This is a genomic window from Pectobacterium aroidearum (assembly GCF_015689195.1).
GTDB lineage: Bacteria > Pseudomonadota > Gammaproteobacteria > Enterobacterales > Enterobacteriaceae > Pectobacterium > Pectobacterium aroidearum.
On record NZ_CP065044.1, the window covers coordinates 245,953 to 271,107 of the forward strand.

At 51.1% G+C, this 25,155-nt stretch carries 24 protein-coding genes, 2 tRNA genes and 1 rRNA gene; 21 read left to right on the forward strand and 6 right to left on the reverse strand.

The features are described 5' to 3' along the window. Window positions 1-130: 130 nt before the first annotated feature. The 7 genes from rrf to yjfF all read left to right on the forward strand — a co-directional run bounded on the left by rrf (window position 131) and on the right by yjfF (window position 5,513). A 5S ribosomal RNA gene (gene rrf, locus I2D83_RS01040) occupies window positions 131-246 on the forward strand. A 52-nt stretch (window positions 247-298) separates the two neighbouring features. Then, a tRNA-Asp gene (locus I2D83_RS01045) sits at window positions 299-375 on the forward strand. Window positions 376-383: 8 nt separating this feature from the next. Further along, window positions 384-459, forward strand: a tRNA-Trp gene (locus I2D83_RS01050). A gap of 427 nt (window positions 460-886) precedes the next feature. Beyond that, on the forward strand, window positions 887-1,843 hold the full coding sequence (ytfQ, locus tag I2D83_RS01055; protein ID WP_130637827.1) for a galactofuranose ABC transporter, galactofuranose-binding protein YtfQ: 957 nt from the start codon (window positions 887-889) through the stop codon (window positions 1,841-1,843). A 190-nt stretch (window positions 1,844-2,033) separates the two neighbouring features. After that, window positions 2,034-3,554 (forward strand): galactofuranose ABC transporter, ATP-binding protein YtfR, encoded by a 1,521-nt coding sequence (gene ytfR, locus I2D83_RS01060; protein ID WP_205947390.1) that lies wholly within the window; start codon window positions 2,034-2,036, stop codon window positions 3,552-3,554. Then, window positions 3,541-4,551 carry a galactofuranose ABC transporter, ATP-binding protein YtfT gene (gene ytfT / locus I2D83_RS01065; protein ID WP_205947391.1) on the forward strand — a complete coding sequence of 337 codons (1,011 nt, stop codon included), beginning with the start codon at window positions 3,541-3,543 and terminating at the stop codon, window positions 4,549-4,551. The genes ytfR and ytfT overlap by 14 nt, the downstream gene beginning before the upstream one ends. Further along, window positions 4,551-5,513, forward strand: a complete 963-nt coding sequence (gene yjfF / locus I2D83_RS01070) for a galactofuranose ABC transporter, permease protein YjfF (protein ID WP_015842128.1) — start codon at window positions 4,551-4,553, stop codon at window positions 5,511-5,513. The genes ytfT and yjfF overlap by 1 nt, the downstream gene beginning before the upstream one ends. 21 nt (window positions 5,514-5,534) lie before the next feature. On the opposite strand, the gene hdfR is transcribed toward yjfF, so the two are convergent. Then, window positions 5,535-6,362 (reverse strand): HTH-type transcriptional regulator HdfR, encoded by an 828-nt coding sequence (hdfR, locus tag I2D83_RS01075; RefSeq protein ID WP_015842127.1) that lies wholly within the window; start codon window positions 6,360-6,362, stop codon window positions 5,535-5,537. Between the two features lie 120 nt (window positions 6,363-6,482). On the opposite strand from hdfR, the gene I2D83_RS01080 reads away from it, so the two are divergent. After that, window positions 6,483-6,821 carry a MaoP family protein gene (locus tag I2D83_RS01080; RefSeq protein ID WP_014701822.1) on the forward strand — a complete coding sequence of 113 codons (339 nt, stop codon included), beginning with the start codon at window positions 6,483-6,485 and terminating at the stop codon, window positions 6,819-6,821. A gap of 56 nt (window positions 6,822-6,877) precedes the next feature. Here I2D83_RS01080 and I2D83_RS01085 read toward each other — a convergent pair whose 3' ends face one another. Continuing rightward, window positions 6,878-8,404, reverse strand: coding sequence for a YifB family Mg chelatase-like AAA ATPase (locus I2D83_RS01085; protein ID WP_180779396.1), 1,527 nt, complete (start codon window positions 8,402-8,404; stop codon window positions 6,878-6,880). 407 nt (window positions 8,405-8,811) lie between these two features. Between I2D83_RS01085 and ilvL the strand changes: the two genes are divergently transcribed. From ilvL to I2D83_RS01140, 11 genes are all read left to right on the forward strand, one after another. Further along, window positions 8,812-8,910, forward strand: a complete 99-nt coding sequence (gene ilvL / locus I2D83_RS01090; protein WP_071531109.1) for an ilv operon leader peptide — start codon at window positions 8,812-8,814, stop codon at window positions 8,908-8,910. A gap of 140 nt (window positions 8,911-9,050) precedes the next feature. Then, window positions 9,051-10,697, forward strand: coding sequence for an acetolactate synthase 2 catalytic subunit (gene ilvG, locus I2D83_RS01095; RefSeq protein WP_205947392.1), 1,647 nt, complete (start codon window positions 9,051-9,053; stop codon window positions 10,695-10,697). 57 nt (window positions 10,698-10,754) lie between these two features. Further along, entirely contained in the window at window positions 10,755-11,015 is a 261-nt protein-coding gene (ilvM, locus tag I2D83_RS01100) for an acetolactate synthase 2 small subunit (protein WP_010294673.1), read from the forward strand. 26 nt (window positions 11,016-11,041) lie between these two features. After that, complete coding sequence (locus tag I2D83_RS01105) at window positions 11,042-11,968, forward strand: branched-chain amino acid transaminase (RefSeq protein WP_015842124.1); 927 nt, start codon at window positions 11,042-11,044, stop codon at window positions 11,966-11,968. 73 nt (window positions 11,969-12,041) lie between these two features. Further along, a complete protein-coding gene (ilvD, locus tag I2D83_RS01110; RefSeq protein ID WP_015842123.1) occupies window positions 12,042-13,892 on the forward strand; it encodes a dihydroxy-acid dehydratase in 1,851 nt (616 codons plus the stop codon). 5 nt (window positions 13,893-13,897) lie between these two features. Then, window positions 13,898-15,442, forward strand: coding sequence for a threonine ammonia-lyase, biosynthetic (ilvA, locus tag I2D83_RS01115; RefSeq protein WP_015842122.1), 1,545 nt, complete (start codon window positions 13,898-13,900; stop codon window positions 15,440-15,442). Window positions 15,443-15,753: 311 nt separating this feature from the next. After that, window positions 15,754-15,963, forward strand: coding sequence for a hypothetical protein (locus tag I2D83_RS01120; RefSeq protein WP_039286275.1), 210 nt, complete (start codon window positions 15,754-15,756; stop codon window positions 15,961-15,963). Window positions 15,964-15,991: 28 nt separating this feature from the next. Beyond that, on the forward strand, window positions 15,992-16,471 hold the full coding sequence (locus I2D83_RS01125; protein WP_181847981.1) for an Hcp family type VI secretion system effector: 480 nt from the start codon (window positions 15,992-15,994) through the stop codon (window positions 16,469-16,471). Window positions 16,472-16,612: 141 nt separating this feature from the next. Continuing rightward, window positions 16,613-17,203 carry a lysozyme family protein gene (locus I2D83_RS01130; protein ID WP_015842120.1) on the forward strand — a complete coding sequence of 197 codons (591 nt, stop codon included), beginning with the start codon at window positions 16,613-16,615 and terminating at the stop codon, window positions 17,201-17,203. Next, window positions 17,200-17,640 carry a lysozyme inhibitor LprI family protein gene (locus I2D83_RS01135; protein WP_015842119.1) on the forward strand — a complete coding sequence of 147 codons (441 nt, stop codon included), beginning with the start codon at window positions 17,200-17,202 and terminating at the stop codon, window positions 17,638-17,640. Before I2D83_RS01130 ends, I2D83_RS01135 begins: the two co-directional genes overlap by 4 nt. Window positions 17,641-17,740: 100 nt before the next feature. Beyond that, window positions 17,741-18,484 carry a DUF2461 domain-containing protein gene (locus I2D83_RS01140; protein WP_205947393.1) on the forward strand — a complete coding sequence of 248 codons (744 nt, stop codon included), beginning with the start codon at window positions 17,741-17,743 and terminating at the stop codon, window positions 18,482-18,484. Window positions 18,485-18,502: 18 nt separating this feature from the next. On the opposite strand, the gene I2D83_RS01145 is transcribed toward I2D83_RS01140, so the two are convergent. Together I2D83_RS01145 and ilvY are read right to left on the reverse strand one after the other, a co-directional pair. Beyond that, a complete protein-coding gene (locus I2D83_RS01145) occupies window positions 18,503-19,303 on the reverse strand; it encodes a lysozyme inhibitor LprI family protein (protein WP_205947394.1) in 801 nt (266 codons plus the stop codon). Continuing rightward, entirely contained in the window at window positions 19,300-20,190 is an 891-nt protein-coding gene (gene ilvY, locus I2D83_RS01150; RefSeq protein ID WP_205947395.1) for an HTH-type transcriptional activator IlvY, read from the reverse strand. The genes I2D83_RS01145 and ilvY overlap by 4 nt, the downstream gene beginning before the upstream one ends. 185 nt (window positions 20,191-20,375) lie before the next feature. On the opposite strand from ilvY, the gene ilvC reads away from it, so the two are divergent. Beyond that, window positions 20,376-21,854, forward strand: a complete 1,479-nt coding sequence (ilvC, locus tag I2D83_RS01155) for a ketol-acid reductoisomerase (protein WP_015842115.1) — start codon at window positions 20,376-20,378, stop codon at window positions 21,852-21,854. 81 nt (window positions 21,855-21,935) lie between these two features. On the opposite strand, the gene I2D83_RS01160 is transcribed toward ilvC, so the two are convergent. Further along, window positions 21,936-22,598, reverse strand: coding sequence for an NADPH-dependent F420 reductase (locus tag I2D83_RS01160; RefSeq protein WP_205947396.1), 663 nt, complete (start codon window positions 22,596-22,598; stop codon window positions 21,936-21,938). A gap of 101 nt (window positions 22,599-22,699) precedes the next feature. On the opposite strand from I2D83_RS01160, the gene I2D83_RS01165 reads away from it, so the two are divergent. Beyond that, complete coding sequence (locus I2D83_RS01165) at window positions 22,700-23,587, forward strand: LysR family transcriptional regulator (protein ID WP_205947397.1); 888 nt, start codon at window positions 22,700-22,702, stop codon at window positions 23,585-23,587. 43 nt (window positions 23,588-23,630) lie between these two features. Here I2D83_RS01165 and putP read toward each other — a convergent pair whose 3' ends face one another. Beyond that, the gene (putP, locus tag I2D83_RS01170; RefSeq protein WP_180779384.1) at window positions 23,631-25,115 is read right to left on the reverse strand and encodes a sodium/proline symporter PutP; all 1,485 of its coding nucleotides are present in this window, start codon (window positions 25,113-25,115) and stop codon (window positions 23,631-23,633) included. Window positions 25,116-25,155 lie beyond the last annotated feature (40 nt).

Genomic DNA, 25,155 nt, shown 5'->3' on the forward strand with positions numbered 1-25,155 from the left:
ACCGAAGGTGTTTTGTGAGATGACTCATAGAGAACGATATTCAGCTTGTTCGAAGATTGGTTCTGGTGGTTACGGAGATGACAAAGAAATAAGGTCATGTTAAGTAACGGTCGGAATGAAACAGAATTTGCCTGGCGGCGATAGCGCGGTGGTCCCACCTGACCCCATGCCGAACTCAGAAGTGAAACGCCGTAGCGCCGATGGTAGTGTGGGGCTTCCCCATGTGAGAGTAGGGAACTGCCAGGCATCAAATTAAGCAGTAAGCCGGAGCAATCTGGTGGTTGTAGAGAAATTCGGTGGAGCGGTAGTTCAGTTGGTTAGAATACCTGCCTGTCACGCAGGGGGTCGCGGGTTCGAGCCCCGTCCGTTCCGCCACCCTATTTAGGGGCGTAGTTCAATTGGTAGAGCACCGGTCTCCAAAACCGGGTGTTGGGAGTTCGAGTCTCTCCGCCCCTGCCAAATAAAAACCCTTCACAGCAATGTGAGGGGTTTTTTTTGATCTGAACTTTATGCCTAATCCTGTCTTTCATCCTTCTTCTTGGTCCCTTCGCTATTTCCCCTTTCTAGATGCCAAATCAATCTAACGTATTGTTATTTAATCGATAAAACTATTTTACGAACTCCTGTCAGATCGTGCTGATTTAGCTGTAAATATGCACAAAATCACCGTAATACCAGGTTGTGAACTTGCTCATCTACCTTGTTCGATATTTGAACTAAAACTATCTACAACCTGAGTGAAGGGTAAATCGTTTTTTAGAGCGATCCTTCAGGTTGCATTATCTGCCAACATCACATCGGTAGCGCTATAGCATAAATAGGTAGCGCTATGCTGTACCTGAAATCTGACTAAGTAGCTGTAAGACTACACAGAAGGAGTTTAAGTATGTACAGACGTTTACTGGTAGCTGTTGCTGTAAGCACGGCGTTATGTGGTGCCGTACAGGCAAAACCCTTAACTGTTGGGTTTTCCCAGATTGGTTCAGAATCAGGATGGCGCTCTGCAGAAACTAAAGTGTCAAAGCAGGAAGCCGAGAAGCGTGGAATAACGTTAAAAATAGCTGATGCTCAACAGAAGCAGGAGAACCAGATTAAGGCCGTGCGGTCCTTTATCGCCCAGGGGGTTGATGCCATCTTTATTGCGCCGGTTGTCGCCACAGGATGGGCGCCAGTGTTACAGGAAGCTAAGGAAGCAAAAATACCAGTGTTCCTGCTCGATCGAACGATTGAGGTAAGCGATCCATCGCTGTACACCGCTGCTATCGCCTCTGACAGCGTCTATGAGGGAAAAGTGGCAGGGGAATGGCTTGTGAAGGAGGCCGCAGGCAAGCCTTGTAATGTTGTTGAACTACAGGGAACTGTTGGGGCGAGTGTCGCGATAAATCGCAAGAAAGGGTTTGCTGAGGGGATAGCTTCAGATCCGCAGATAAAAATTATTCGTTCACAATCGGGAGACTTTACCCGCAGTAAGGGTAAAGAAGTCATGGAAAGCTTTATTAAAGCTGAGCAGAACGGAAAAAACATCTGTGCGGTTTATGCACATAATGATGACATGGCTATAGGCGCTATTCAGGCAATTAAAGAAGCGGGTTTGAAACCAGGTTCACAGATAAAAGTTGTCTCCATTGACGGTGTCCCTGACATTTTCAAAGCTATGATGAATGGCGAAGCTAATGCTACCGTTGAATTAACGCCTAATATGGCTGGGCCTGCTTTTGATGCTTTATTAGCGATGAAGAAGGATGGCAAACAGCCTGAAAAATTCATTCAAACCGAATCACGTTTATTACTGCCTGATACGGCAAAACAGGAATATGAAACTAAGAAAGATCTCGGTTATTGATATTTATATTGTGGATGCATCGTTGATATAAATTTGCCAAATACCTGGCAGAAATATGAATATGGAAAAGTGGGTTTGCTATGTTTTCTGCACCGTTAAACTACGGAACAGTGAATATTGCCAGCCTACTTATCCATCATATTGCTCAGGTGTGATATAGCCTAGTTTAGTTGTCGCATAGGTGATGCTGATGGAAACGACACGGTTGTTAGATATTCGGGGCATGAGCGTTGAGTTTCCGGGGGTAAAAGCATTAGATCAGGTGGATTTCACGCTTAATCGCGGCGAAATAGTGGCGCTATTAGGGGAGAATGGTGCAGGGAAATCAACCTTAATTAAGGCGTTGACTGGCGTTTATCACCGTTCGTCTGGTGATATTATCCTCGATGGTCTGGCGATTAATCCTGTTAATACTGCCCACGCTCAGTCATTGGGAATTGGTACGGTATATCAGGAGGTCAATCTATTACCGAATCTGTCCGTTGCGGCAAATCTATTTATTGGTCGTGAACCCACCCGCTGGGGCATCGTTGATCAACATAAAATTCTGCGTCAGGCTGAAGCACTTTTATTGAATTATGGGCTGGTGATTGATGTTAGCCATCCGCTTGGTAATTACTCCATTGCAGTCCAGCAAATTGTCGCTATTGCCAGAGCTATTGATCTTTCCGCTAAAGTCTTAATTCTTGATGAGCCCACCGCAAGCCTTGATGCAAAAGAAGTTGATATGCTGCTGGATATATTGCGGAAATTGCGGGATCGCGGAATTGGCATGATATTTGTCACGCACTTTCTGGATCAGGTTTATCGCATTAGCGACAGAATTACCGTTTTGCGTAATGGTCGACTCGTGGGGACATTACCGGTTGAAGAATTACCGCGTATTGAATTAGTCCAAATGATGCTGGGACACAGTTTTGATGAAACGTTATTGAAGCGGGGTGAACACAGTGACGTGGCGGGCGAACCCATCGTGCAATTTAAACACTATGGTCGGCGTGGTTCGATTAATGACTTCGAGCTTTCCGTGCGTCCTGGAGAAATTGTTGGCCTTGCTGGTCTACTGGGTTCCGGTCGGACAGAAACCGCGCAGCTGATATTTGGTATTAACGTGCCTGATGCCGGAGAAGCCAGGGTTGATGGCAAACAAGTCAGCATTCGTACGCCGCGTGCAGCAGGGAAACTGGGCTTTGGTTATTGCCCTGAGGATCGCAAAACTGACGGCATTGTTGGTGCGGCAACGGTACGAGAGAACATCATTCTGGCGCTTCAGGCGCAGCGAGGCTGGCTGAAACCCATTTCCCTGCGTGAGCAAACCCGTATCGCTGAAAAGTTTATTAGCCTGTTAGGGATTCGTACGCCCAATCCAGAGCAGGAAATTCAGTATCTATCGGGTGGGAATCAGCAAAAAGTCCTGCTATCGCGCTGGCTGGCAACAGAGCCGCGCTTTTTGATTCTGGATGAGCCAACGAGAGGGATTGATGTTGGTGCACATGCTGAAATTATTCGTCTTATAGAGAAACTGTGTGAACAGGGAATGGCGCTACTTGTGATTTCTTCTGAGCTGGAAGAACTGACAGGCTATGCCGATCGCATCATCGTGCTACGTGACAGGCAACACGTTGCACATCTCGAACATAGCGAGATCTCGGTTGCCGCAGTGATGCAGGCTATCGCAGTACAAACGGGAGCAGCCGATGACAGACAATAACGTCAAACCTGCCAAAAAAGTGCGTCTAACGTTCACCAAGGGCATGCCACAGCTTTTGGCGCTGGTCGCTATCTTGTTGATTGATAGCATGGTCGCGCCAAACTTCTTCTCCCTCCACATTCAGGATGGACGCTTGTTCGGTAGCCTTATCGACATTCTTAACCGTGGAGCACCCGTTGCGCTGCTGGCATTAGGCATGACGTTGGTGATTGCCACTGGCGGTATCGACTTATCGGTTGGCGCAGTTATGGCGATCGCAGGAGCGACGGCGGCAACGCTGACTGCTGCTGGTCACCCACTCCCTTCTGTGCTGCTGACTGCGTTATTGGTTGGCGCACTGTGTGGACTGTGGAACGGGTTTCTGGTTGCGGTATTACAGATTCAGCCGATTGTTGCGACGCTAATGCTAATGGTGGCCGGACGGGGTATCGCTCAGTTGATTACCGAAGGGCAGATTATTACGTTTGATAACGCTGGGTTAGCCAAGTTAGGCAGCGGAACTCTGTTCTATCTGCCTATGCCGGTGATTATTGCCTGCGTGGTATTGCTGGCGCTGTGGATTCTGACGCGTAAAACGGCGCTTGGGCTGTTTATCGAATCAGTTGGCATTAATCTGCGATCGGCTCGCAACGCTGGTGTGAGTACGAAGCTGGTATTAATCGCGGCTTATGTCATATGCGGCGTGTGTGCCGCCGTAGCGGGCGTTATCGTAACGGCGGATATCCGTGGTGCCGATGCGAATAACGCGGGTCTCTGGTTGGAATTAGACGCGATTCTGGCCGTCGTAATCGGTGGTGGTTCGCTACTCGGTGGCCGTTTTAACCTACTGCTCTCTGTCGTCGGGGCATTAATTATTCAGAGTATGAATACCGGCATCCTGCTTTCGGGCTATCGGCCGGAATTTAATCTGGTTCTAAAGGCTCTCGTCGTTCTGCTGGTTTTGGTTATGCAATCTCCGCGTATTTCACTGCATCACCTGTTCAGGAGGAAAACATAATGCTGAAACGCCACTTTCCCCTGTTGATGACGATTCTGGTATTTATTGCAGGTTATTTATTCTGTCTTAGCCAGTTTCCTGGCTTTGCTTCGACGCGAGTTTTCTTTGATTTACTGACGGATAATGCTTTTTTGGGGATCGTTGCAGTAGGGATGACGTTTGTCATCCTCTCTGGCGGGATCGACCTCTCCGTGGGGTCAGTTATTGCCTTTACCGGCGTGTTATTGGCCAAACTGATTGGTACATATGGCATCGATCCTTTCTTTGCATTCACAATCGCACTGGTGATGGGAGCTATGTTTGGCGGGGTGATGGGGTGGATTATTGATACGCTCAAGTTGCCTGCATTCATTATCACCCTAGCGGGGATGTTCTTTGTTCGTGGCATGAGCTTCATCGTCTCTCAGGAGTCGATACCCATCGATCATCCGGTCTATAGCCAACTGGCAGGTTTAGCATGGCGCATGCCTGATGGGGGACGTTTTACCTTTCTGGCGCTGATTATGCTGGTTGTTGTGCTGCTGGGGATTGTGATGGCGCATCGTACCCGTTTCGGTAACCGTGTTTATGCGATTGGCGGTAATAGCTATTCTGCGGAGCTGATGGGCGTGCCCGTCAGGCGGACGACGATTCAGATATACATGCTTTCCAGTACATTAGCAGTACTGTCAGGCATTGTTTTTTCGCTCTATACCTCGGCGGGCTATGCTCTGGCGGCAAGCGGTGTGGAATTGGACGCCATCGCGGCCGTTGTAATCGGCGGTACGCTCCTGACCGGCGGTGTTGGCACCGTATTGGGAACGCTATTTGGTGTATTGATTCAGGGGCTGATTCAGACGTATATCACGTTTGATGGCACCTTAAGCTCATGGTGGACAAAAATCGTCATCGGCTTCCTGCTGTTTGCTTTCATTGGGTTACAGAAAGCGTTAAGCACCTTCTGGTTAGCCAGACGTGCTTAAATCACCTATGAGCTGGATGGATCATGCGTTTATTAAAATAGGCGTTTTCAACAACTGACGGATCATTGTCTGTTGATCGCTATTTTGTAACCAAACGGCATAAAACGGGCGCACGACAGGCTGGCTATCGCCGACTATCCGCAGATTGGAATAGGTTTGTAACCAATGACTGGGTAAAAACGCGCAACCGCCGGTTGTTTCAAGCAACTGGCGGGTCAAATGAGCTGATGTTGTTGTCAAAACGGGAAGCTGATCGCTGGCTAAGAGGCGATGTTCCTGCTGATGAAAGTCCGCACCCCACTCCAATTTTATATAGGGCAATTCCTGTCCAGGTGGATGCGCTTCTGCCGCGAACAGCGAAAGGGAAAAATTTCCTAGTAACTGACTCGCCAGCTCCTCCATTTTGGGTTGCTCGGTCGTAATCAACAGATCCAGTTGACGCTCATGGAGTTGTTTTACCAGTGAATGACGTAAGGCAATGCGTGCTTCTAATTGGAGCAGCGGGCGCTGTTGGTACAGCGATTGTAGCCAGGGAGTCAGATAGGCTTCCCATAGTGAAGCAGTGGCACCCACTGACAGTAGGCTATGTTGTTGTGAGCGAGCGACTTCTTTTTTGGCGATCTGCCAGGTACCGATAAGGCTTTCCGCATAGGGCAGAAGCCGTTCTCCTGCGGGAGTCAGGCGTATATTGTTCCGATGGCGTGTGAACAGGTTGGCACCAAGCTGTGTCTCTAGCTGGCGAATCCGAAAACTCACCGCTGACTGCGTCAGATACAGGGATTCGGCAGCACGGCCAAAGTGTCTTGTCCTGCTGACTTCCAGAAAGGTTTTTAGTAATTCGGTATCCACGCCCATCTCCAAAAAAATTTTGTCGTAATGATTTAAATGTTTTGTTTTACACAATGTCAAGCCTATCTAATACTCCGCGCCATAAACAACACGACCATAGAAGAATTAGGAGCGTGTAAGATGGCAGAAAGCTTCTCTACCACTCATCGTTTTTTTGATAACAAGTTCTACCCGCGTGGTTTTTCCCGACATGGCGACTTTACGATTAAAGAAGCACAACTGTTGGAGCGCCACGGTTACGCGTTTAACGAGCTGGATTTGGGCAAACGTGAACCAGTGACTGAGGAAGAAACATCGTTTGTTGCCATGTGTCGCGGCGAACGTAAAGCGGAAACAGAACTGGAAAAAATCTGGTCCAAGTATCTGGAACGTGTCCGTCGCCCTAAACGCTTCCATACCTTATCTGGCGGTAAGCCGCAGATGGATGCGGTGGAAGAATACACGGAAAGCGATGATTAATTAAGAATGGGGCGTTAGCCCCATTTTCTTTTGCGGTGAATACATCTAACGCTTTGCTATTCAAGACTTCTGTGGAGCTGGATGAGCAATCGATCCATACTGCGATAGCTCAGTGCTTCGGCAAGATGTTTTCTCTCTATGCTCTTTCGATCGCCGAGGTCAGCGATTGTGCGTGCGACTTTCAATATCCTGTGCCAGGCGCGTACGGATAAGCCGAGTTTGTTCATCACTTCTTCCAGATAAGCCGCATCAGGCGCTTCTAACGCACAGTGTTGTTCTATTTCTCGTGAGGTGAGCAGCGCGTTGATTTTATTTGCCCGCTTCAGCTGTATCTGCCGTGCGATCAGCACGCGCTCGCGAATTGTTGCGCTGCTCTCTCCCTGATGACGTTGCTGAGATAAAACCCCTGGTGGTAGCAAAGGAACTTCGATCGAAAGGTCAAAGCGATCCAAAAAGGGACCGGAAAGTTTGCTGAGATAGCGCAGTATTTGTTGTGCGGGTAAGCGGTTATGGATGCCTTGATAGTGGCCTGATGGGCTGGGATTCATTGCAGCGACGAGCTGCACGCGTGCCGGGTAGCACACTTTGGCGCGCGTCCGGGAAATGATAATTTCACCGGACTCCAGAGGCTCTCGTAGAGAATCCAGAACGCGTCGCTCAAACTCCGGTAATTCATCCAGAAACAGCACGCCGTTGTGAGCAAGCGAGATTTCTCCGGGTTTTGGCAACGATCCTCCCCCCACGAGTGCGGCCATAGAAGAACTATGGTGAGGCGCTCTGAACGGTCTGGCACGCCAGCGCGTCATGGTGGCATCAATGTTGATGAGGCTGTTGATAGCGGCGCTTTCCAGCGCTTCTTCATCGCTTAATGGTGGCATCAGATTGCCTAATCGGCTCGCCAGCATGGTTTTCCCTGTTCCCGGCGGCCCCAGCAATAGCAGATTGTGACCGCCAGCCGCCGCGATTTCCAACGCGCGTTTAGCCTGCTCCTGACCGATGATATCCTTCAGGTCGAGTGCATCTTCTTCTGACTGCGGAGCCAGTGCGATATCGGAGCAACTGAGTAGCTCCTCTTCCCCGCTGAGAAAAGCACACACTTCCAACAAATGCCCAGCCATTAACGCTTCACCCTGCGGTATCAGCGTCATCTCCCGTTTGTTGTCATCTGGCAGGATTAGCTGGCGGCCTGACTTTATGGCTTCCAGTGCGGCGGGAATTGCGCCATTGACGCCACGTAGCGTGCCAGACAGGCCGAGTTCGCCAAGAAACTCGTAGCGGCTTAGCTTTTCCCCATCGATTTGTTCTGATGCCGCCAGAATCGCCAGAGCAATCGGCAGGTCGTAGCGTCCCCCTTCTTTTGGCAGGTCTGCGGGAGCAAGGTTGACCGTGATGCGCTTGGCTGGAAAGGTAAATCCGCAATTGATGAGTGCGCTGCGCACGCGATCGCGCGCTTCCTTAACGGTAGTTTCTGGTAAGCCAACTAGCGTTAGGGCCGGTAGCCCACTGCTGATGTGAACTTCGATATAAACGTCCGGCGCTTGTACGCCAATCATTGCTCGAGTATAGGTAACTGCCAATGACATACTATTTCCCCTTTGCTGATGGCGTGCATCATGTCTGGCAAGGGAGAAGAAGTAGAGGTCGTCGTTATCGGTCTGCGCGGCGGTATCATGAAATAATGCTCTGTTTCAGCAATGACGAAAATTTGTGCGTGATACGTCGCAATGATTTAGCGCTAATCGCTCGCTTAATGTTATCTGGCGATCGGCAACGTTCTTATTCACTTGCCATGTTCGCCGTGCAACGTTCATTTTTACGTCAATGGATGAAAATAATTTGATGCGATTCTACCTTATGATTACGTTGTATTTTTTTCCGTATCATAGGTAATTCTTACGGGGCGTCATGAAAAAAAGTTGTTGTCATGCCATATCTTACTGTGATAACTCTGTAGGCATTCGTTCGACAGAAGATTAATGAACAACCTATTATGAAAGCCCTATCCCTAGTGATTAGCCTAGTCGTGATTAGCGTGGTGGTGATTATTATCCCACCGTGCGGGGCTGCACTTGGACGAAGAATGGCTTAGAAATCAAGGCCTAATTCAAGAAAACCCCCGCACCGAAAGGTCGGGGGTTTTTTGTTGGGCGTAATCTATAACGGAAAGGAACAGAAAATGAACATCAGCATAAAATTCTGTTATTCCCATAAGATGTCGGGGAAATAACTATGAATGGGGCTCAGTGGGTGGTACAAGCGTTGCGAGCACAGGGAGTGGACACCGTTTTTGGATATCCGGGTGGCGCGATAATGCCCGTCTATGATGCACTTTATGACGGCGGCGTTAAACACCTGCTGTGTCGCCATGAGCAAGGCGCGGCAATGGCGGCGATTGGTTATGCCCGCGCTACAGGTAACGTGGGCGTTTGCATTGCGACGTCTGGCCCTGGTGCTACCAACCTGATCACCGGTTTAGCCGATGCGCTGCTGGATTCTGTGCCTGTGGTGGCGATCACCGGACAGGTCGGGTCGGCGCTGATTGGTACCGATGCTTTTCAGGAAATCGACGTGTTGGGGCTGTCGCTGGCCTGTACAAAACACAGCTTTCTGGTTGAGTCTCTCGAATCACTGCCGGAAGTGATGGCAGAAGCGTTTGCGATTGCCAATAGCGGCCGCCCCGGCCCTGTTCTGGTCGATATTCCTAAAGATATTCAGCTGGCCATGGGCGATTTCACCCCGAACTTTGCGCCTGTTGCTAACGATGTTGATTTCCCCGAGCAAGATATCACGCAGGCATGTGCCCTGTTGGCGAAAGCACAAAAACCGGTACTGTACGTTGGTGGCGGAGTCGGCATGGCGAATGCGGTTCCGGCACTGCGCGAATTCCTGAGTGTAACGGATATCCCCTCCGTTTCGACGCTGAAAGGCTTGGGTGTCGTGGATGCCAATCATCCCTATTACCTCGGTATGATTGGTATGCACGGCACGAAGGCGGCGAACCTGATTGTGCAGGAGTGCGATCTGTTAATCGCCGTCGGGGCGCGTTTTGATGACCGCGTGACCGGCAAGCTGAATGCCTTCGCGCCTCATGCCAGCGTTATTCACATGGATATCGACCCAGCAGAATTGAGCAAATTGCGCCATGCCAATGTGGCGTTGCAAGGCGATCTGAAAACGATATTACCGGCGCTGCAACAGCCGCTGAACATCAGCGCGTGGCGTCAGCAGGCGACCATGATGAAGGCGGAATACCCGTGGCGTTATGATCATCCCGGTCAGGCGATTTATGCGCCTGCGCTGCTGAGAACGATCTCTGAACGAATGGATGCGGATACCGTGGTGACGACCGACGTCGGCCAGCACCAGATGTGGGCTGCACAACATATGACGTTCAGCCGTCCTGAGAATTTCATTACTTCCAGCGGCCTTGGCACAATGGGCTTCGGCGTGCCAGCGGCGGTGGGGGCACAGGTTGCGCGCCCAGACGACATGGTTATCTGCATTTCTGGCGACGGTTCTTTCATGATGAACGTTCAGGAACTGGGCACCATCAAACGAAAACGGCTGCCGTTGAAGATCGTGCTGTTGGATAACCAACGGTTAGGCATGGTACGTCAGTGGCAGCAGTTATTCTTTGATGAACGCTATAGTGAAACCGACCTCTCCGATAACCCTGATTTCCTGACGCTGGCGAGCGCGTTTGATATTCCCGGCCAGCGCATCACCCGTAAAGATCAAATTGATGTCGCGCTGGATGCCATGTTTAACAGCGAAGGACCCTACTTACTGCACGTATCGATCGATGAATATGAAAACGTCTGGCCACTGGTTCCGCCGGGTGCGGGTAATGAAACGATGCTCGATAAAACCGAATAGGCTCGACAACACCCAATAATGGCCGACTTACACAGAATAAGTGCTGGAGACAACAGAATGACACATCATCAACTTTCGATTCAGGCACGCTTTCGTCCCGAGGTTCTGGAGCGTGTATTGCGTGTTACCCGTCATCGCGGTTTCAAAGTTTGCGCGATGAATATGGTGCAAACCACCAATGCCGATCACATTAATATTGAACTGACCGTTGCCAGCCATCGCTCGGTGGATTTATTGTCAACACAACTAAGTAAGCTGTTGGATATTGCCTGCGTTGACATTCAACCGATGACGACATCACAGCAGATCAGCGCCTAACGCATAAAGAGTAAGGAAAAAAAAGAATGACAAAAAAAGCGGATTACATTTGGTTCAATGGCGAAATGGTTCCATGGGCTGAAGCAAAAGTACACGTGATGTCGCACGCCTTGCATTATGGTACCTCTGTGTTTGAGGGCGTTCGTTGCTACAATTCACACAAAGGTCCGGTGGTTTTTCGTCACCGCGAGCACATGCAGCGCCTGCGTGATTCGGCAAAAATTTACCGTATGCCAGTCGCGCAGAGTGTGGATGAACTGATGGAAGCCTGTCGTGAAACGCTGCGTAAAAATAATCTGACCAGTGCGTATATCCGCCCGCTGGTGTTTATTGGCGATGTGGGGATGGGCGTTAACCCGCCAGACGGCTACCAAACTGATGTGATTATCGCGGCCTTTCCGTGGGGCGCGTATCTGGGTGAAGAAGCGCTGGAAGCGGGCATTGATGCGATGGTGTCGTCCTGGAATCGCGTTGCGGCGAATACCATTCCAACCGCCGCTAAAGCGGGTGGCAATTATCTGTCCTCCCTGCTGGTGGGCAGCGAAGCACGTCGCCACGGCTATCAGGAAGGGATTGCACTGGATGTCCACGGCTATGTTTCTGAAGGTGCAGGCGAGAACCTGTTTGAAGTGAAGGACGGTATTATCTTCACGCCGCCGTTTACCTCTTCGGCGCTGCCGGGCATTACGCGTGATGCCATCATCAAGCTGGCGAAGGACGCGGGATATGAAGTGCGTGAGCAGGTGCTGTCCCGCGAGTCACTGTATCTGGCGGATGAAGTGTTCATGTCCGGCACGGCGGCGGAAATTACCCCAGTGCGTAGCGTAGACGGTATTCAGGTCGGCATTGGCAAACGCGGTCCGGTCACCAAAGCCTTGCAGGAGGCGTTCTTTGGCCTCTTCACGGGTGAAACCGAAGATAAATGGGGCTGGTTGGATCCGATAAATCAGTAATCAATTAAGACAGATAGTCAGGCGGTGATACGTTCCATCATCGCCCAATTCGTAATTTTTGGAGTAATAGAGCATGCCTAAGTACCGTTCAGCCACCACCACGCACGGCCGTAATATGGCCGGCGCCCGAGCCTTGTGGCGCGCCACCGGGATGACCGACAATGATTTTGGTAAACCCATTATCGCCGTGGTCAACTCCTTCACCCAATTCGTGCCCGGCCATGTGCACTTGCGCGATCTGGGTAAACTGGTTGCCGAGCAAATCGAAGCTTCTGGTGGTGTCGCGAAAGAATTCAACACGATCGCAGTGGACGACGGCATCGCGATGGGCCACGGCGGTATGCTCTATTCTCTGCCTTCCCGTGAACTGATTGCCGACTCGGTGGAATACATGGTGAATGCCCACTGCGCGGATGCGATGGTGTGTATCTCCAACTGCGACAAAATCACCCCGGGGATGCTGATGGCGTCGCTGCGCCTGAATATCCCGGTGATTTTCGTGTCTGGTGGCCCGATGGAAGCGGGAAAAACCAAATTATCCGATCAGATCATCAAGCTGGATCTGGTGGATGCCATGATTCAGGGCGCGGACCCGAAAGTCTCCGATGAACAGAGCGAACAGGTGGAGCGTTCTGCCTGCCCGACCTGTGGTTCCTGTTCCGGTATGTTTACCGCTAACTCCATGAACTGCCTGACCGAAGCGCTGGGTTTGTCTCAGCCGGGCAACGGCTCGCTGTTGGCGACGCACGCCGACCGTAAGCAGCTGTTCCTGAACGCAGGCAAACGCATTGTCGGTCTGGCGAAGCGTTACTACGAGCAGGATGATGAGAGCGTGCTGCCGCGCAACATCGCCAATAAAGCCGCATTTGAAAACGCCATGATTCTGGATATCGCGATGGGGGGATCCACCAATACCGTTCTGCATCTGCTAGCTGCGGCGCAGGAAGGTGAAGTGGACTTCACTATGACTGACATCGACAGACTGTCACGTCAGGTTCCGCACCTGTGTAAGGTGGCACCGAGTACGCAGAAATATCACATGGAAGACGTACACCGCGCGGGTGGCGTGATCGGTATTCTGGGCGAGCTAGACAGAGCTGGTCTGCTGAACCGTGAAGTGAACAACGTGCTGGGCAAAACGCTGCCGGAAACACTGGAAGCCTACGACGTCATGCTGACGCAGGATGACAGTGTGAAAAGCATGTATTCCGCCGGTCCGGCGGGTATCCGCACCACGCAGGCGTTTTCGCAGGATTGCCGCTGGGATTCACTGGATACCGATCGTCAGGAAGGCTGTATTCGTTCCCGCGAATTTGCCTACAGTCAGGATGGCGGTCTGGCCGTGCTGTACGGCAATCTGGCAGAGAATGGCTGTATCGTGAAAACCGCAGGCGTGGATGAAGGCAGTCTGGTCTTCCGCGGTCCGGCAAAAGTTTATGAAAGTCAGGATGATGCGGTAGACGCCATTCTGGGCGGCAAGGTCGTGGCGGGCGACGTGGTTGTGATCCGTTACGAAGGGCCGAAAGGCGGGCCGGGTATGCAGGAAATGCTGTATCCAACCACCTACCTGAAATCGATGGGGCTGGGTAAAAGCTGTGCACTGATCACTGACGGACGCTTCTCCGGCGGTACTTCTGGCCTGTCTATCGGCCATGCGTCTCCTGAAGCAGCCAGCGGCGGCACCATTGCGCTGGTACAGGACGGTGACATTATCGCGATTGATATTCCGAACCGCAGCATTGCGCTGGTTCTGGATGACAATGCGTTAGCAAGCCGCCGTGCAGCGGAAGAAGCGAGAGGCGATCAGGCCTGGACACCGCACAATCGTGAACGTCAGGTTTCTTTTGCGCTGCGCGCGTACGCCAGCCTGGCAACCAGCGCGGATAAAGGCGCGGTGCGGGATAAAAGCAAGCTGGGAGGCTAATGCTGATGGCTGTGTCACAACCTCTTCCTGCCGCGCCGGGAGGCGCGGAGTACCTGCGGGCGATCTTGCGCTCGCCCGTGTATGAAGTCACGCAGGTCACACCGCTGGAGAAGATGGAGAAGATCTCTTCGCGGCTGGGTAATGTCATTCTGGTAAAACGTGAAGATCGGCACGCGGTGCACAGCTTCAAGCTGCGCGGCGCGTACGCGATGATGGCGGGGCTGAGTGACGAGCAAAAGTCACACGGCGTGGTGACGGCATCGGCGGGTAACCATGCGCAGGGCGTGGCGCTCTCCTCCACCAAGCTGGGCATTAAATCGCTGATTGTGATGCCAGTGGCGACGGCCGATATCAAAGTGGATGCGGTACGTGGTTTTGGCGGCGAAGTGCTGCTATACGGCGCGAACTTTGATGAAGCCAAGGCAAAGGCCATTGAACTGTCGCAGCAGCAGAAAATGACGTTTCTACCGCCGTTCGATCACCCGGCAGTGATTGCGGGTCAAGGCACGCTGGCGCTGGAATTGCTACAGCAGGATGCCCATCTGGATCGCGTGTTTGTGCCCGTCGGTGGCGGCGGTCTGGCGGCAGGTGTTGCCGTGCTGATCAAACAACTGATGCCGCAGATTAAGGTGATCGGCGTGGAAGCGGAAGATTCCGCCTGTCTGCGCGCGGCGCTGGATGCCGGGCAACCGGTCGATCTGCCGCGTGTCGGGCTGTTTGCCGAAGGCGTCGCGGTGAAGCGCATCGGCGATGAAACGTTCCGCCTGTGTCGGGAATATCTGGATGACGTGATCACCGTCGACAGTGATGCCATCTGTGCCGCAGTGAAAGATCTGTTCGAAGATGTTCGTGCGATTGCTGAACCGTCCGGCGCGCTGGCGTTAGCGGGGATGAAAAAATACATCCAGCAGCACCAGATTCAGGGTGAGCGTCTGGCGCATATTCTGTCCGGTGCGAACGTTAACTTCCACGGGTTACGCTACGTTTCCGAACGCTGCGAGCTGGGTGAACAGCGTGAAGCCTTGCTGGCCGTGACGATCCCCGAGCAACAGGGCAGCTTCCTGAAGTTTTGCCAACTGCTGGGCGGTCGTTCCGTTACCGAATTTAACTATCGCTATGCGGATGCCAAAGATGCCTGCATTTTTGTCGGCGTACGCCTGACGCGTGGCTATGCGGAACGGCAGGAGATTATCGCCGAGCTTTCTGCAGACGGTTATGAAGTGGTGGATTTGTCCGACGATGAAATGGCGAAGCTGCACGTTCGCTACATGGTCGGTGGACGCCCCTCCAAACCGCTACAGGAACGGCTTTATAGCTTTGAGTTTCCAGAATCGCCGGGTGCGTTACTGAAATTCCTGCATACGCTGGGGACGCACTGGAATATTTCGCTGTTCCATTACCGCAGCCACGGTACGGATTTTGGCCGCGTGCTGGCCGCGTTCGAACTGCAAGCGGGCGATCGGGAATTCGAGCAGCATCTACAGGCGCTGGGCTATGAATGCCACGACGAAACCAATAATCCGGCGTTCCGCTTCTTTTTAGCGGGTTAAGTTAGCGGTTAAACGTTGAGTGTTCCCTTCACGCCGCCGATGGTGTTTCACCGTCGGCGGCGTTATCTTTATGTCATCTGATTAGTAACAGGGATGGCATTTCTTTATGGCAACGCAATTCACGGGTTTTTCTCAAGCGGGTTTAACGTTCCTTCAGCAGGTGTCTCATGGTGTTGTTGAATCAATCTAATTTTAGTCTGTTATTATTATTTTAAAATTAATTGTTTATTTTTCTAATTTCTTTAAATATTGCTAATAATTATTTTCTAGGTTAGTTTTGTGAAAAGTGGAATAACACATGGAGACCGAGTGTGAAAAATAAAGAAAAACTTGCCATTCAGTTAAATGAACAATTAAAGAATAGCCTTATTAATAGTTCGTTACCTCCTGAAGAAATACTCGCATTGATGATGAAGCTATGCCTTTCTCTGATGCAGGTGACTCAAAGTAATCTTGTGGAAATGAAGACGTCAGATGGGCGAAAACTTTCACTCAAGCTTGATACACCATCAGTGCATTGATAATATTTATTCTTAGAGGCTGCTAAAAATGTCGAGTATTATCTATTTAGAGTTGACGGGTGATAAGCAAGGGTTAATTTCTTCTGGCTGTTCAACATTACAGTCAATTGGTAATAGAAGTCAAATTGGTCATGAAGATCAGATTCAGGTGTTAAGTTTAAATCACGCAATGAGTCATGCTGATAATCTATCTTGTCATCCCGTTGAAATAATTAAACTTATCGATAAATCGTCACCGTTGCTTGGTGTTTCTACCTCTTCCAATGAAAAGCTAAGTGCAAATTTCTTTTTGTATAGGATAAATGCCGCTGGGCAATTAGAGTTGTTTTATGTCATTAAATTAACAGATGCCCGCATTGTTGACATTTCTTGTAGTTATCCGCATTCGATTAATGACAATGACGTAATGCCATATGAGAAAGTTTTATTAAAGTATAACTCCATATCATGGGAACACAAAGTTGCGGGAACATCAGGTTATAGTATCTGGAATGATAGTGGTATTTAGTTTTATGTGGAAATAAAAATACAGCCATTGATAATTATATTATCTATGGCTGCTTTTATTAGCTAATTCATCATTGCCCTAAAGAGATGCTAATTAATTTCGCACATTGATGCTGCGTATTAATAAAAAGGAATTTACTCAATGCTAAGAGTACCTCAAGGACAAATAACCTTTGATGGCGAAGGGAATGATATACCCAATAGTCGTGATTTTAGCCGAGTTATTCACTGGCCAGGAAATGATAAGTCTGGTGTGACGCTGGGGCGAGGTTATGATATGGGGAAGAGAACCAAGGGAGAAGTCTATTCGGATATGCTCAGAGTAGGTATTGGGAGTGAAAAAGCGAGTTTAATCGCGATGGGGGCTGGGTTAAAGGGCGGTGCCGCCGCCACTTTCGTGAAAGAGTACAAAGAAAAAATTGGCGTGATTACACATCAACAGCAGGTGGATTTGTTTAATATTATTTATGGTGGGTATATAACAATAGCGAAAAATCGCTACGCAGATCGTTCTGCTAATATACCTGATAGGGCGAATTGGAATGAGCTTCACCCCGCTATCAGAGATATTCTGGTGGATCTGGCCTATCAAGGGATGGAGGGGAAGAAAACTATCCCTGTGGCGGCAAAGAATGATATCGATCTGTTAATAAAGTTAATAGAGAGTGAGACTGAGTTGCTAAAATATGAGGTTGGAAGAAACCGAGCGGGTTATTTAAGGATGAGGAAATGAAAAATATCTACTTCTGTCTGTTGATGTTATTTGCTGTAAACGGTATATCCCCTGCATTTGGTGAGATTTATTGGAGTAAACTGGAATTAATGGAGAAAACGTTATGTAAAGATATAATGAGAGGGGAAAACTATCATGAAATTTATATTTGTACTGACCGAATGCTTGCTGATTCGACGGAAAAACTAGAGAAAAAAAATAAAGAAGCAATAGACTTTCTCTCAACACTCATAACTATAGAGGGTGAGGACGATGCCGTTAAGCTTTTCAAAGCAGATCAAGCCGCGTGGAAAAATTATGTTGTCCATCGTTGTGCGTATAGAGGGCACCCATATATTAAAGATAGCCCCGTTTATTTATCAAATAAAGATCTTTGCGAGGCGGTAGAAAACTACAGACGGATCGAGTCGCTAGACGGTGAGCTCAATATCCCTTAATACTCATCCTTTGGATAAGTGTGTCACGCCGCCGATGGTGTTTCACCGTCGGCGGCGTTATCTTTATGTCATCTGACAGCAACAGGGATGGCATTTCTTTATGGCAACGCAGTTCACAGGTTTTTCTCAAGCGGGTTTAACGTTTCTTCAGCAGGTGCGTCAGTACAACGATAAAGCGTGGTTTGACGAGCATCGTGCGGTTTACGATGAGCAACTGGTTGCGCCGTTCCGTACGCTGGTGGATGAGCTCAGTCTGACCATGTTGCAGATTGACGACCATTTTGAAACGCGTCCCGCTATCGGTAAGACTCTCTCCCGTATTCATCGCGATACGCGTTTTTCTCACGATAAATCACGCTACCGCAGCCATATGTGGCTCACATTCAAGCGGACACGCAAAGACTGGACGGATGCACCGGTGTATTTCTTTGAAATCACGCCGGATACCTGGCGCTACGGGCTGGGCTATTACAGTGCGACGCGCAATACGATGGATTTGTTCCGTCAGACGCTGCGGGGTAATCCGTCACAGTTTCTTGAAGTAGCAAGCTGTCTGGGAGATACCTTCACCCTGGAGGGGGACAGCTACAAACGCCAGCTGATTAAAGATCAGGAGCCGGAACTGGCCTACTGGTATAACCGTAAATCGTTTGCCGCGATATGTACCCGGCAGGATATGGAAGCGCTGTTTTCTGGCGATTTGGTGACGCGTCTGTCACAGGGTTTTACCCAGCTTGAACCGCTCTACCATTACCTGATGAATATCGAAACCATGAAGAAAGCCGCGCAGGAAACGGAGTCCGATACGCGGGCCTTTTCGGCGGAGAAGTGGTTCGAACGCTAGCGCCAGGGATAGCCAGCGCTATGGCGTTTTCTGCTGCTCCGGCGGGGTTTTATCGCGCTCCAGCAACGTGTTAAACAGGTAACCTTCTTCCTGATTGCTGCCGAAGGTGGCGATTTGCAGATGATCATCGTCAATGCAGGTGAGCAGGATTTTCACCTGCTGGCCGAAGCTGCTTTCGCCTTTGCCGATGGCTTGTACATCGCTCATCTGACGGGCGGTGAAGTCGGAATCATCCAGCTTGTTGCCGTAACGGAACGCAATGGACGCGCCGCCTTCAATCTTGCCACGTTGGTTGGTCATGGTCAGGCTGACGGCGTGGTAGGGCGCTTTCTGATCGTACATTTCCCGAAAATACTCCCCCAGATCGCGATATTCCTCGGCGGAAAGCCCTGACATCACATACTCATAGCTGAATGAGCCGTGGAAACAGGACGTGCTTTTCACGGGGGTAATCGGCGAAGGCAGCGCGTGCTGTGCGATGTCATTCAGGTAGCGTAGCCGATTTAACTGCTGCTGATAGCGCTGACGCAGGCAGTCTTCGTCTTTGCATTGATCGCGCGTGGTTAGCCAGCTGCGCTGAAACTGATTGAGCGTTTTTTCCCACAGTGCGCTGTTGCTGTACGCGGTCAGGAACGCGCGAGATGTCTTCCAGGCCTGCGCCAGTTCTTCATCCAGCTGTCCGAGCAGCGGGCTGGCACAAATCAGTTTCTCTTGCTCCGAAGTGGCCTTGTCGCAGGGGAAACTGGCGGCTTGCGCATTGTAGTTGAAGGCGGCCAGCGTCATGCCGGCGGCGATAATGGTCGTGAAGGCGATCTTCATTGTGTGTCCTGTAATATGTCCCAAAAGGCGGCAATCAGCGGTTCGCTAAGCCGTTTTTTCTGTACGCAAACGCCGAGTTCAAGTGGTTCCATTACCTGTTCGACGAAGACGGAAACGCGGTTGCGTACGGGTTCCGGGCTGTTTTCCAGCACGACGTTGGGAATCAGCGCGATACCACAGCCTAGCGCGACCATCGATACCATCGCTTCATGCCCGGAGATGGTGGCGTAAATCTGCGGATTGGCGATGTGATTGCGGCGGAACCATTGATCGATGCGCTTACGCACCGGGCCGTGTTCCGGCAGAATGAAGGGAATCTGTGACCAGTCCGGATCGGTTTGGCGTACCAGCGATTGCACGGGGCAGGGAAGCGCCGGGATGATCAACGCCAGAGGCAGTTTGTCGAGTGGCATGAAGTCAACGCTGATAGGCAGCGCTTCCGGGCGTCCCGCAATCCCTAAATCCCCATCATTCGACTGAATTTTCTCAACGGCATCGGCGGCGTCGCCGGTCGTCAGTTTAATTTCTACCAGCGGGTGCAGCGCCCGGAAACGATCCAGAATCGGCGGCAGGTGGCTGTAGGCGGCGGTAACGGAACAAAAAATCCGCAGATCGCCGCTTAATGACGGCCCATGCTGGTCTATCGTGTGGCGTAGCTGCTGGTATTGCAGCAGCGTTTGCTGGGCAAATAGTTTCAGGTGCTCGCCAGCATCGGTGAGCTGCACGGTGCGGTTATCACGCAGAAACAGCGTCTGCCCTAAATCCTCTTCCATCCGCTGAATTTGCCGTGACAGCGTGGACGGGCTGATGTGCATCGCCTTGGCTGTACGGCCAAAGTGTCGACTTTCCGCCAGATGTAGGAATAATTTGAGATCACGTAAATCCATGCGACGCAGGCCCCGTTTTTTATCTTGCAGCCGTTTTTTATATTGCAAATAGTGCAATATGACGTTGCTAATATATCAATTTAAGCAACGCAATTCCTGTCATATGATGGGGTCATAGTGAATTCCCATCTGGCGGGAATCCTTTCTCGAATAATAGACAAACAAAACCGTATACGGAGCACGACATGGCTAACTATTTCAACACATTAAACCTGCGTCAGCAGCTGGATCAATTGGGCAAGTGCCGCTTTATGGGGCGTGATGAATTTGCCGATGAGGCGAGCTACCTGAAAGGGAAAAAAGTGGTGATCGTCGGCTGTGGTGCTCAGGGCCTGAACCAGGGTCTGAACATGCGCGATTCTGGTCTGGATATCGCTTATGCCCTGCGTGCTGAAGCGATTGCAGAAAAACGTGCATCATGGCGCAAGGCGACCGAAAACGGCTTCACCGTCGGCACCTACGAAGATCTGATCCCGCAGGCTGATTTGGTGGTTAACCTGACGCCAGACAAACAGCACTCCGCTGTTGTTCAGGCGGTACAACCGCTGATGAAACAAGGCGCAGCGCTGGGCTACTCCCACGGCTTCAACATCGTTGAAGTGGGCGAGCAAATCCGTAAAGACATCACCGTCGTGATGGTGGCGCCGAAGTGCCCAGGTACGGAAGTACGTGAAGAATACAAACGTGGTTTCGGCGTACCAACGCTGATCGCGGTTCACCCGGAAAACGATCCGAAGGGCGAAGGCATGGCAATTGCTAAAGCCTGGGCTGCGGCAACCGGTGGTCACCGTGCTGGCGTTCTGCAATCTTCATTCGTTGCGGAAGTGAAATCTGACCTGATGGGTGAGCAGACTATTCTGTGCGGTATGTTGCAGGCAGGTTCTCTGCTGAGCTTCGACAAACTGGTTGCTGAAGGCACCGATCCTGCGTATGCAGAAAAACTGATTCAGTTCGGCTGGGAAACCATCACCGAAGCGCTGAAGCAGGGCGGCATTACGCTGATGATGGATCGCCTGTCCAATCCGGCAAAACTGCGTGCTTATGCGCTGTCTGAGCAGTTGAAAGGCATCATGGCGCCGCTGTTCCAGAAACACATGGATGACATCATCTCCGGCGAATTCTCCAGCGGCATGATGGCTGACTGGGCGAACGATGACGTGAAACTGCTGACCTGGCGTGAAGAGACCGGTAAAACGGCATTCGAAAACGCACCGCAGTTCGACGGTAAAATCGCTGAGCAGGAATACTTTGATAACGGCGTGCTGATGGTTGCGATGGTGAAAGCGGGCGTTGAGCTGGCGTTTGAAACCATGGTGAGCTCTGGCATCATCGAAGAATCCGCTTACTACGAGTCACTGCATGAGCTACCGCTGATCGCCAACACCATCGCGCGTAAGCGTCTGTATGAAATGAACGTGGTTATCTCTGATACCGCAGAATACGGTAACTACCTGTTCGCTAACGCCGCCGTTCCATTGCTGAAAGATGCGTTCATGGCATCTCTGCAGCCGGGCGATCTGGGCAAAGCGGTAGCGGGTACCGAAGTGGACAACGCGCAGCTGCGTGATGTTAACGAAGCTATCCGTAACCACCCAATCGAAACCGTAGGACAAACGCTGCGCGGTTACATGAAAGACATGAAGCGTATCGCCGTTGCGGGTTAATGTGACGTTCTACGTTTACTGAAACACGATGATTGCTATGCTGCTCCTCAGGGAGCAGCATTTTTTATCCGTAGTTATCCCTTAGCCTGCGTTATTTACGTCGTGTATCGTCGGTATGTTACGTGAGGCAAGCGTCAGCGCAGTGGTTAATTCTGCTTTTGTCATACGAATACAGTAAGACGGCATACCTCTTTCAAAGCGCCATCCTTCAGACAATTCTCCCGCATCGACCACATCAAATCCGAATGCATCATAGAGTTCAGCCACAATAGCTTTTTCCTGCTCATCATCACCTGCAAGCGGTAGCGCGCGGCGATTGGCTGAGCCGGTCGGGAGCCCATCGCTTTCAAGCTGCGTCATAGGGATGGCATTGAACGCTTTGGTGATCCTGGCGTCTGGTAAATAACGCGCCAGTAGCTCGCTGGTCGTGGTGCTGCGCGTATCAAGTGCGGTGACCTTACCATCTCGCTCGGTATAGTAATTGACGGTATCGATGACGGATTTTCCCCGTAAAGCCTGTTCAGGGAGTTTATCGATGGCGGTAAAGGGAACGGCGATAACCACAATGTCACCAAATAGCGAGGCCTGAGTGGCGGTTCCGATGTCGCAGCCGATCATCGGGCGGAGGCTGAAAAGTGATTGGGGGTCGCGTGAGTTACTGAGCATGACCTGATGACCGTTCTGGAGCGCTAATTTAGCTATCGCCCGCCCAACAAAGCCTGCACCAATAATGCCGATATTCATCTTCTTCTCCTTAATGCTTTTGAGAGAAGCATCTTAATTGCCTACAATTTGAAGATAAATTGTGATTTTAAAAGCAAACAAACAACAAATATGAGCGAATAATGGACCGGCTGACCAGTATGAGTGTCTTTGTCAAAGCATCGGAGTTAGGGTCTTTTGCCGCCGCCGCAGAAGCGTTAGGCATATCTTCACAGATGGTGGCGAAGCAGGTGGCGTGGCTTGAAGCGAGGCTTGGCGTTCGGTTGCTGAATCGTACGACGCGGAGGCAAAGCCTGACGGATATTGGTTTGCGTTATTATGAGCGCTGCAAGGTTGTTCTTGCCGAGGCAGAGGATGCTGACGCAGTCGCCCGTGAGATGCAGGTGACACCTTCAGGAATTATCCAGGTTAACGCGCCGGTTACCTGGGGATCGCATCTACTCGCGCCGTTTATCACGCACTATCTCGCCCGCTATCCTGACACGCAAATTGCGCTGACGCTGAATGATCGTATGGTCGACCCGATAGAAGAGGGGTTTGAAGTCATTATTCGTATCGGTGAATTGGCGGATAGTTCGATGGTGGCCTGGCCGCTTCAGCCTTACTCGTTGATTGCCTGTGCATCGCCTGACTATCTGGCGCGTGAAGGCGTGCCGGAGACGCCAGCAAGCCTCGCACGTCACGCGTGCCTGATTTATGGCGTACGCACCGCCGCGACGTCTTGCCGATGGGTATTCCAGAAAGAGGGTAAGTCCGAAGAAGTCAGGCCACAGGGTAGGCTTTTTGCTAATGACTGGAACGCGTTGCTACATGCAGCGATAGAGGGATATGGTATTACGCTTGGGCCGGAGGCCGTGCTACGTAAGGAAATTGACCGCGGACGACTGGTTCAGGTGCTATCTGACTATGACGGCCCTGCTCGCCCGGTTCATGTTATGGTGCCGATGGGACGGCGGTCGGCGGTTAAAATTAAAACCTTTGTCGATGCAGTCAGAGCCACTTTCGGATAAAGATAAGCCCGTGGCACAGCGAACGATGCCACGGGCGTGATGATTAAACGGATTGGTATTCCGCTTCCGCCTGATTGAAGCGGTCGGTAATCGCTTTTGATGGCGCTTTACCCAGCAGGCTGACAATAAAAATGGTCAGGCTGTTGAAGATGAAACCAGGGATAATTTCATACAGACCCAGCCAGGCGTACTGTTTCCAGATCAGCACGGTTGCTGCGCCCACGATCATACCGAGCAGTGCACCGTTGCGCGTCATGCGCGGCCACAGCAGAGAAATCAAAATCACCGGACCGAATGCGGCGCCGAAACCAGCCCAGGCATAGCTCACCAGACCCAGTACGCGGTTTTCAGGATTAAGCGACAGCGCGATAGCGATGATAGCGACGAGCAGCACCATTGAGCGCCCTACCCACACCAGCTCTTTCTGGCTAGCATTCTTGCGCAGGAATGGCTTGTATAGATCCTCAGTGATGGCGCTGGAACACACCAGCAACTGGCAGCTCAGCGTACTCATCACGGCGGCCAGAATTGCAGACAGCAGCACGCCAGCAATCCACGGATTGAACAGCAGCATGGACAGCTCGATAAAGACGCGTTCGCTGTTTTGCGCCACGTTACCAGCCTGATCCGGGTTGTTATGGAAGTAGGCGATGCCGAAGAAGCCCACCGTCACAGCACCGGCCAGACAAAGAACCATCCAGGTCATACTGATACGGCGTGCACTGTGGATCGTGTGGTGTGAATCGGCGGCCATAAAACGCGCCAGAATGTGCGGTTGGCCAAAATAGCCCAGACCCCAACCCATCAGTGAGATGATGGCGACAAAATTCAGCCCTTTGAACATATCCAGATTGGCCGGGTTTTTCGCTTCAATTACCATGAGTGAGGTGTCTATTCCTCCCAGCGATAAAATGACCATCACCGGCGTCAGGATCAGCGCGAAAATCATCAGGCTGGCCTGAACGGTGTCCGTCCAGCTCACGGCCAGAAAGCCGCCAATAAAGGTATAGGCGATAGTGGCCGCAGCCCCTGCCCATAAGGCCGTGCCGTAGCTCATGCCAAAGGTGCTTTCAAACAGACGAGCCCCTGCAACCACGCCGGATGCGCAATAAATGGTGAAGAAAATCAGGATCACTAACGCGGAAATCACACGCAGTAATTTGCTGTTATCTTCAAAGCGGTGGGTGAAATAGTCAGGAAGGGTAAGCGCGTTGTGGTTGACCTCAGTGTGTACGCGCAGGCGTCCGGCGACCCATTTCCAGTTCAGGTAGGCGCCTAACGTCAGGCCGATCGCGATCCAGCTTTCCGAGATCCCGGAAATGAAAATGGCACCCGGTAACCCCATGAGCAGCCAGCCGCTCATATCGGAAGCGCCTGCCGACAATGCGGTCACCACACTGCCCATCCGACGTCCGCCCAGAATGTAATCGCCAAAGTTATTCGTTGCGCGATAGGCAAACAGGCCGATGAGAACCATCCCGAAAATATACACCAGAAACGTCACCAACATAGGTGTGCTTATTGTCATTCAACTCTCCACATTATTTTTCGTGCCGCTGTCGCGGCGA